Source organism: Streptomyces abyssalis (genome assembly GCF_001751365.1).
Lineage (GTDB): Bacteria > Actinomycetota > Actinomycetes > Streptomycetales > Streptomycetaceae > Streptomyces > Streptomyces abyssalis.
The window spans coordinates 1-2,567 of record NZ_LJGT01000031.1; the positions used below are offsets into that span (position 1 = coordinate 1).

A 2,567-nucleotide genomic window follows, 5' to 3' on the forward strand; every position below is an offset into this window, starting at 1 on the left:
TCGAACTCCTGACCTCTTGCATGCCATGCAAGCGCTCTACCAACTGAGCTATAGCCCCGAGACTGGTCCGCCGGGGGGTCGGCCCCGCGGCGGCGTCGCCAACCTTACACGGCCCCTGCCACGTTCCGCCAAATCCGTTTCTCTCCGCCTGGGGGGAACGCGCCCCGCCCGTCCCTGCGGCGGGTACTGTCGACGGCTGCCCCCGACGATCACGACTCCGGAGCCCGCCCACCGTGAGCGCACTGCAGCAGTCCGCCTCCAGCCGGTCCCGTACGGCCATCGGGACCCGGCTGCTGGCGCGGCCCGTCCTGCTCGCCTCGGCCGTCTGCCTGCTCTCCTTCGCCGCGTTCTGGACGGCGCAGCGCGCGACGGGCGTCTCCATGATCGACCTCATGGTCTACCGGGCGGAGGGCTGGACCGTACGCACCGGTGGCGACCTGTACTCGATGCGCGCCACCTACGCCGATCTCCCCACCACCTACCCGCCTTTCGCGGCACTGCTGTTCATGCCGCTGACGCTGCTGGACGTCGCGGACATGCGGACGCTGGCGACCGCGGGAAACCTCGTGCTGCTGGTGGCGGTCGTCCATCTCTCCCTGCGGTTGATCGGGCGCCCGTCGAGCAGTACGCGTCTGCCCCGTCCCGCGGCGGCACTGCTGATCTCCTCCGTCGCCGTGTGGTGCGAACCTCTGTGGACGACGCTGCGCTACGGGCAGATCAATCTGCTGCTGACCGCACTCGTGCTGTGGGACCTCACGCGCCGTCCGGGGCACCGTTTCGCGGGCGTGGGCATCGGCGTCGCCGCCGGGATCAAGCTCACCCCGGCGCTGTTCGCGGTGTTCCTCGCGCTGTACGGCGCCGCGCGGGCCGTTCGCGCCCTGCGCGCCGGCGGCGGCCTCGCCGCGGCGTGGAACCGTGAGCTGCGCCAATCCGCCGTCGCCGCGGGGGCGTTCGCGGGCACGGTGCTGCTGGGCGCGCTGATCCTGCCGTACGACTCGCGGCGCTTCTGGTTCGGCGCCCTCTTCCAGTCGGAACGCGTCGGCCATGTGGAGATCACCGACAACCAGTCCCTGCGCGGCGTCGTGGCCCGTCTGCTGCACACCGGTGATCCGGGGTGGCCGTGGCTCGTGCTCGCCGCCGTGGTCGCTATCGGCGGCCTGGCCGTCGCCGTCGCGGCAGCGGCTGCGGGCCGCCGCCGGCTGCCGTACGCGCCCGCGTGGGCAGCCCTGGTGTGCGCCTTCACGGCGCTGCTGGTGAGTCCCGTCTCGTGGTCGCATCACTGGGTGTGGTGTGTGCCGTTGGTGCTGCTGCTGGGCACGGAGTCGCTTGAGCGCGGACGGCGACTGCTGTGGCGGGTGTCGACGGGTGCCGCGGCGCTGCTGTTCTGTTCGTACGCGCTGTGGTGGGTCCCGCACGGCGTGACCGGACCGGTCAAACCGGAACTGCACCAGACGGGCGGCGAGATGGTGCTCTCGGCGCTCTATCCCGCAGGTGGCCTGGCCTTTCTGACCCTGGCCGCGGTGCTGTCGGTGCGGGCGCTGCGCAGGCCCGCTCCGTACGAGCCGGACGGTGCGGTGAACCGCAGGGCCGTGCCGGCACGTTGACCGGCGGCGGTCAGGCGGTGGCGAAGGAGTAGAAGCGCTTCAGGGTGCAGTGCTCGTCGAGCAGCCGACCGTAGATCGGCTCCCCGTCCAGTTCGCGGTACGTCTCGATGGGGTCGCCTTTTATGATCAGCGCCCGCGCGCAGTCCTCACACCAGTACTGGAACTCCGGGTTGACCGGCTCCATGTCGCGGACGATCGGCGTCCCGCTGCCGCACCAGTCGCACTTCCGGCTGTGTGCACCCATCAGTCATCAGCCCCAGCTGTGGCCGCAGGTCGTGCACACGTAGGAAACTCCTCCATTGTCGCCGAGCATCTGGGCAACGTTCGATGAACCGCATGCGGGACACTGCAACGTTCGCGATGACACCGCTGCCGGACCGGTGGCTGGACTTGTGCGCGGGCGAGCCTGCTGCCGACCGCCCTCGGCGAGGACCACTGCCGACATCGCACACGTCCCTCCCCTCGGCCCTCCCCCTTTCCGGCCGTCACGATTCTGCCACGTTCTCCCATTGCTCAGGAGGCCCGGTCGGCGACAGGGACGCAAGCGCGTCGCGAGGTGCACCCTCGCAGGATCGACGGATGCGGACCCGTTCCGGTTCCGGCCCGCACCGCTGGACGTCCCCCGCCCAACGCCCGCGCATCGCACGTTCCATGGTCACCGGGAAAGCCCTTACAAGCAGGATGCCGGGCCTGCCGCCCGTGGACAAGCCACCATTGGCCAACACCTGCGGACACCGGGAACGCAGGAACCAATCCACAGCACCGCACCGGGAAGAGCACACCCCCCGCCCAAGAAACCCCGCACCGAAAACCACTCCACGGAGCCGCACCACCGAGGGGCCGCAGGGGGCGAAGTCCCCGCCAAGAAGCCCGAAACGGAAACCACTTCACGGCGCAGCACCACCGAGGGGCCGCAGGGGGCGAAGCCCCCGCCGGGGGTGCGGGTGGCGGAGCCCCCGCCCC

At 70.7% G+C, this 2,567-nt stretch carries 2 protein-coding genes; one reads left to right on the forward strand and one right to left on the reverse strand.

Annotated features, from left to right (window positions below):
- Window positions 1–233: 233 nt before the first annotated feature.
- Window positions 234–1,604, forward strand: coding sequence for a glycosyltransferase 87 family protein (locus AN215_RS00160; protein WP_070008657.1), 1,371 nt, complete (start codon window positions 234–236; stop codon window positions 1,602–1,604).
- A 10-nt stretch (window positions 1,605–1,614) separates the two neighbouring features.
- Here AN215_RS00160 and AN215_RS00165 read toward each other — a convergent pair whose 3' ends face one another.
- Window positions 1,615–1,848 carry a hypothetical protein gene (locus AN215_RS00165; protein WP_045863337.1) on the reverse strand — a complete coding sequence of 78 codons (234 nt, stop codon included), beginning with the start codon at window positions 1,846–1,848 and terminating at the stop codon, window positions 1,615–1,617.
- Between the last annotated feature and the right edge of the window lie 719 nt (window positions 1,849–2,567).